We start from the raw sequence: 5,323 nt of genomic DNA on the forward strand, positions 1-5,323 counted from the left end.
CCTCTTTATGACCTTCTACACGAGAAGTTGCTGGAACAGCCTATTCTTCATGCGGATGAAACCTCTTATCAGGTATTAGAAAGCGACAGTCAGAAGACCTACTATTGAACGTTTTTATCAGGCAAGCATGCCAAAAAGGGAATTACCCTTTATTATCACGACAAGAGTCGAAGTGGGCAGGTCGTCAAGAATTTTCTGGATGAGTACGAGGGGGATGTCCATTGTGATATGTGGTCGGCTTATAGGCAATTAGAGAAGGCAGAACCAGTAGGTTGTTGGGCACATATCAGAAGGAAGTTCTTTGAAGCTACTCCGAAAAAGTCTGATAAAAGCTCTGTAGGTGCTAAGGGTCTCAAGTATTGTGACCGTATGTTCGCCTTAGAGGATGATTGGATTGACCTCTCTGTTGAGGAGAGGCTGCACAAGCGCCAAACAGAATTAGCTCCCTTGATGACTGAGTTTTTCGACTGGTGTCGAGAACAAACGGTCTTGCCGGGTTCCTCGCTAGGGAAAGCTTTGGATTACAGTCTCAATCACGAGGAGACGTTCAGGGCTATTCTGAAAGATGGCAGACTTGTTCTTTCCAATAATCTGGCAGAAAGAGCTATCAAGTCCTTAGTGATGGGTCGGAAAAATTGGTTATTCTCTCAAAGTTTTGAGGACGCCAAGTCAACAGCTATCATCATGAGTTTACTGGAGACGGCCAAGCGCTACGGACTTGAATACTGAAAAATACATCACCCATCTTCTAGAACATCTTCCAAATGAGAAGACCCTCGCAAAAGAAGAGGTTCTAGAGGGTTATTTACCATGGAATAAAACCATTCAACACCACTGCAAGCAAAAACGTTCCAAAGTCAGTTAAGATTTTGGAACGTTTTCAATATACTCTGTTATTGGGCGCTTACCTTGTATTTATTACAATCCGTAGTTATAATCATCATCTTTCATGGCTTCAACCGTACCAAGAAGATAACCATTACCTACTTGAGAGAAGAAGTCGTGGTTAGACGTTCCTGTGGAAATACCATTCATGACAATTGGGTTGACATCATCGGCAGTATCTGGGAAAAGAGGATCTTGACCAAGATTCATAAGGGCTTTATTGGCATTGTAGCGCAAGAAAATCATCACTTCTTCAGTCCAGCCGACGGTATCATAAAGTGATTTGGTATAATTCTCCTCATTTTCATAAAGTTCGTAGAGGAGGTCATACATCCATTCACGGAATTCAGCTTGTTTTTCTTCTGACAATTCATTAAAACCGAGTTGGAATTTATAACCGATATAGGTACCGTGTACAGATTCGTCACGAATAATCAGTTTAATAATTTCAGCAACGTTAGCCAATTTGTTATTACCGAGGTAGTAGAGTGGCGTAAAGAAACCTGAGTAGAAAAGGAAGGTTTCAAGATAGGTAGAAGCTACTTTTTTCTGAAGGGCATCACCGTTTTTATAAATTTCGTTGATGATTTCAGCTTTTTTTTGCAGAAATTCGTTATTGTTTGTCCATTCAAAGATATCTTCGATTTCTTTTTTCGTGTTTAAGGTTGAAAAAATCGAAGAGTAAGATTTAGCGTGAACAGATTCCATGAATTGGATATTGTTCAGAACAGCTTCTTCATGAGGCGTTCGGACATCTGCACGGATCGCATCAATACCTGACTCGGACTGCATTGTGTCTAGGAGGGTTAGGCCTCCAAAGACTTTACCAACCAAATCTTTTTCATCTGCGCTAAGTTTACGCCAGTCGTCAAGGTCGTTTGACAGTGGGATACGAGTATCGAGCCAGAATTGCTCAGTTAATTTTTCCCAAGTCGATTTGTCGATAACGTCTTCAATTTCGTTCCAGTTAATGGCGCTATAGTAGTTCATGAGTGATTCCTTTTTAATTTTATTTGTTTATTATATCATATCATAATTTGTTATGATAAGGAAAAGAGAGAAGTTGAGGTAAACGATTAGTGTTACTAGAGATTATAATGGAGTTCATCTTAGGAGTCTTCATTTTCATAAGTGATCGTTAGTTGCTAGAGCAACCTAAGGGGAATAGTTTTTCTGGGAGAGCTAAGAGGGGGAATTTACACCGTATGGCTAATCAGTACCCTTATATTTAGTTGGCTAACTGTTCAACTATTTTCGGCTATTCTAAAGGGAGAAGGGAACTGGGCCATTATCTTAGTGGCTATTGTTAGCCTAGCTATTGCCATTTGGCTAGGCTATCGCTTTTGGCGTTACACACAAGCCTTGCTTTTAGAAAGAAACCCAAAAAGTGATTTTTAAATGGATTAGTATAAGATGATGAGACAAAGGAAGAGGCAGAGACGTGATGGTCTTTGCCCCTTTTATGTGTTCAGAGATATAAGGTGATTAAATCACACAGCTTTCACATTGGTTAGCACCAACTTCTTCGCCATCATCTGTATATGTACGAACATAGTAGATGGATTTAACACCTTTATTGAAGGCGTAGTTACGGAGAATAGAGAGGTCACGTGTGGTTTGCTTGCTTTCAGTCTTCCATTCGTAAAGTCCGACAGGGAGTTCACTTCGCATGAAGAGAGTCATTGAGAGACCTTGGTCAACATGCTCGGTAGCCGCAGCATAGACATCAATCATTTTACGCATATCCATATCATAAGCTGATTGGTAGTATGGAATAGTATCCGTTGACAAACCATAAGCTGGGTAGTAAATTTTACCGATTTTCTTCTCTTGGCGTTCTTCAATACGTTGTGTGATTGGGTGGATAGAAGCAGAGCAATCATTGATATAGCTAATAGAACCGTTCGGAGCAACTGCTAGACGGTTTTGGTGGTAAAGACCATCTGCCATAACCGCTTGGCGAAGGGCTTCCCAGTCCTCTGCTTGAGGAATAAAATGATCTTTGAAAAGCTCTTTGACTAAATCTGATTTCGGAACAAGTTGACCTGTGACATACTTGTCAAAGTAAGAGCCATCAGCATAAGCAGATTTCTTAAAATTAGCAAATGTCACGCCACGTTCGCGGGCAATATTATTAGATTCTACAAGTGTCCAATAATTCATCAGCATAAAGTAGATATCTGTAAACTCAATAGATTCAGGTGAGCCATATTCGATATGGTGTGTCGCAAGGTATGAGTGAAGTCCCATGGCACCAAGACCGAAGGTATGAGCCTGGCTGTTACCATATTTTACTGTTGGCACAGCATCTATGCTTGAACTGTCTGTGACAAATGTTAGCGCGCGCGTCATGGCTTTGATTGATTTTCCAAAGTCTGGAGAAGTCATCATGTTGATGATGTTTGTTGAACCAAGGTTACATGAAATATCCATTCCCATCTTCAAGAATTCTTGAGCATCGTTAAGTTCACTAGCTGTCTGAACTTGAAGGATTTCAGAGCATAGGTTAGACATAATGATTTTACCATCAACAGGATTTGAGCGGTTAGCCGTGTCAATATTGATAATGTAAGGGTAACCTGATTCTTGTTGAAGTTTTGAAATCTCAGTCTCAAGATCACGAGCTTTAATCTTTGTTTTGGTAATTCTTGGATTAGCAACGAGCTCATCGTACATCTCAGTGATGTCAATGTAGTTGAATGGAATACCATATTCTTTTTCAACGGTATAAGGGCTGAACAGGTACATGTCTTCATTGTTGCGAGCCAATTCATAGAATTTATCTGGAACAGTCACACCGAGTGAGAGGGTTTTAACACGGACTTTTTCATCGGCATTTTCTTTTTTTGTTGATAAGAAAGCGATAATATCTGGGTGGAAGACATTAAGGTAAACCACACCAGCCCCTTGACGTTGTCCTAGTTGGTTAGAGTAAGAGAAACTGTCTTCAAAGAGTTTCATAACAGGGACAACCCCGGAAGCAGCACCAGCGTAACCTTTAATAGGTGCACCAGCTTCACGAAGGTTATTGAGACTGATACCAACCCCTCCACCGATACGGGATAATTGCAGAGCAGAGTTGATGGAACGTCCGATTGAGTTCATATCGTCAGTAACTTGAATCAAGAAACAAGAAACGAGTTCACCACGACGGCTACGTCCAGCATTCAAGAATGATGGTGTTGCTGGTTGGTAACGCTGATGAATCATTTCCATCGCCAAGTCATGTGCCAATTCTTCATTACCATCTGCAAAATAGAGGGCGTTGAACATGACACGGTCTTCAATACTTTCCAAGTAGAAGTCCCCATCGTTGGTTTTTAAAGCGTATTGCTGATAGAACTTATACGCTGCCATGAAAGACTTAAATTGGAAGTTTTCAGCTTTTAAATCAGCTGCCAGTTGCTCAATAAAATCAGGAGAGTACTTGCTGATAAAGGCAGTCTCAATATAGTCATGCTCAATCAAGTAATTGATTTTAGCCATCATGCTTTCAAATGTTAGCGTGTTTGGGATAACATTTTCAGTAAAGAAAGCACTGAGGGCCTCTCTATCTTTGTGCAACATGATTTGCCCATTTACAGGGCGGTTGATTTCATTATTAAGGCGGAAGTAGGATACATCGCCAAGTTCTTTAAGACTCATCTTGCTTTAGTTCCTTCTAATTGTGATTAAACGATTTCTTTTAATTTTGAGGGTTGGAACCCTGAAAAGACGATGTCACCAGCTTCGATTACTGGAGCAGCTGTGAAACCAAGCCCTTTAACGTAGTCGATTTTTTCTGGCTGTTCATCAATGTTGATTTCTTCAAAATCTGCACCAGCATTTGTCAAGAATTTTTTAGTCATATTGCATTGCATGCAATTATTTTTTGAATAAACAGTAATTTTTGCCATTTCAATTTCTCCTAAAAATGATACCTTATTAGGATACCAAAATTTTCAGAAATTGCAACTTAAAAAACTTAAAAAACACAAAATATGGTACAAGGTTAATTCTATCGCCCCTATATATAGTGGTTTATTCGTTCTTTATAATGTAGAAAGCGAAAAAGATAAATGGATGGTATCTTGTGAATTATGAAATTTTTTTAAAACCGCGTTGTAAAATGAAGTGCAACAGAAAAGACATGTTCGTCTGATATACTAGAATTCCCCCAACTCAGTATAGAAAGCAGATGAACATGTCCACTAATCATTCTACCAAAAAGTCGCGTTGTTCTCATTTCTCAGCCCCTGAGCGAGGTGAAATTAGTGCTTATCTCAAGATGGGGAAGAAAACCGCTGAGATTGCTCGCCTTCTAGGTCCTCATCGCTCGACGATCAGTCGTGAAATCAAGCGTGGCAGCGTCACTCAAGTTCAAGATAAGAATGGAAAACTCTTATACTCAAATGTCTACTTTCCAGACAGTGGTCAACGTGTCTATGAGACCAATCGA

At 40.0% G+C, this 5,323-nt stretch carries 4 protein-coding genes and 1 pseudogene; 2 read left to right on the forward strand and 3 right to left on the reverse strand.

Features of this window, described 5'->3' with window-relative positions:
• Window positions 1–865: pseudogene (gene tnpC, locus ACFPQ3_RS05805) on the forward strand (IS66 family transposase); the annotation flags it as partial.
• Between the two features lie 53 nt (window positions 866–918).
• Here the strand turns inward: tnpC and nrdF are convergent.
• The 3 genes from nrdF to nrdH form a co-directional block, all read right to left on the reverse strand.
• Entirely contained in the window at window positions 919–1,875 is a 957-nt protein-coding gene (nrdF, locus tag ACFPQ3_RS05810) for a class 1b ribonucleoside-diphosphate reductase subunit beta (protein WP_156807253.1), read from the reverse strand.
• Between the two features lie 495 nt (window positions 1,876–2,370).
• Window positions 2,371–4,530 carry a class 1b ribonucleoside-diphosphate reductase subunit alpha gene (gene nrdE / locus ACFPQ3_RS05815; protein WP_156807254.1) on the reverse strand — a complete coding sequence of 720 codons (2,160 nt, stop codon included), beginning with the start codon at window positions 4,528–4,530 and terminating at the stop codon, window positions 2,371–2,373.
• A 26-nt stretch (window positions 4,531–4,556) separates the two neighbouring features.
• Entirely contained in the window at window positions 4,557–4,781 is a 225-nt protein-coding gene (gene nrdH, locus ACFPQ3_RS05820) for a glutaredoxin-like protein NrdH (RefSeq protein ID WP_156807255.1), read from the reverse strand.
• A 287-nt stretch (window positions 4,782–5,068) separates the two neighbouring features.
• On the opposite strand from nrdH, the gene ACFPQ3_RS05825 reads away from it, so the two are divergent.
• Window positions 5,069–5,323, forward strand: a 255-nt coding sequence (locus ACFPQ3_RS05825; RefSeq protein WP_380433744.1) for a helix-turn-helix domain-containing protein, incomplete at its 3' end; no start/stop codon positions are given.

The sequence above is a fragment of the Streptococcus caledonicus genome, assembly GCF_042656225.1.
Classification (GTDB): domain Bacteria; phylum Bacillota; class Bacilli; order Lactobacillales; family Streptococcaceae; genus Streptococcus; species Streptococcus caledonicus.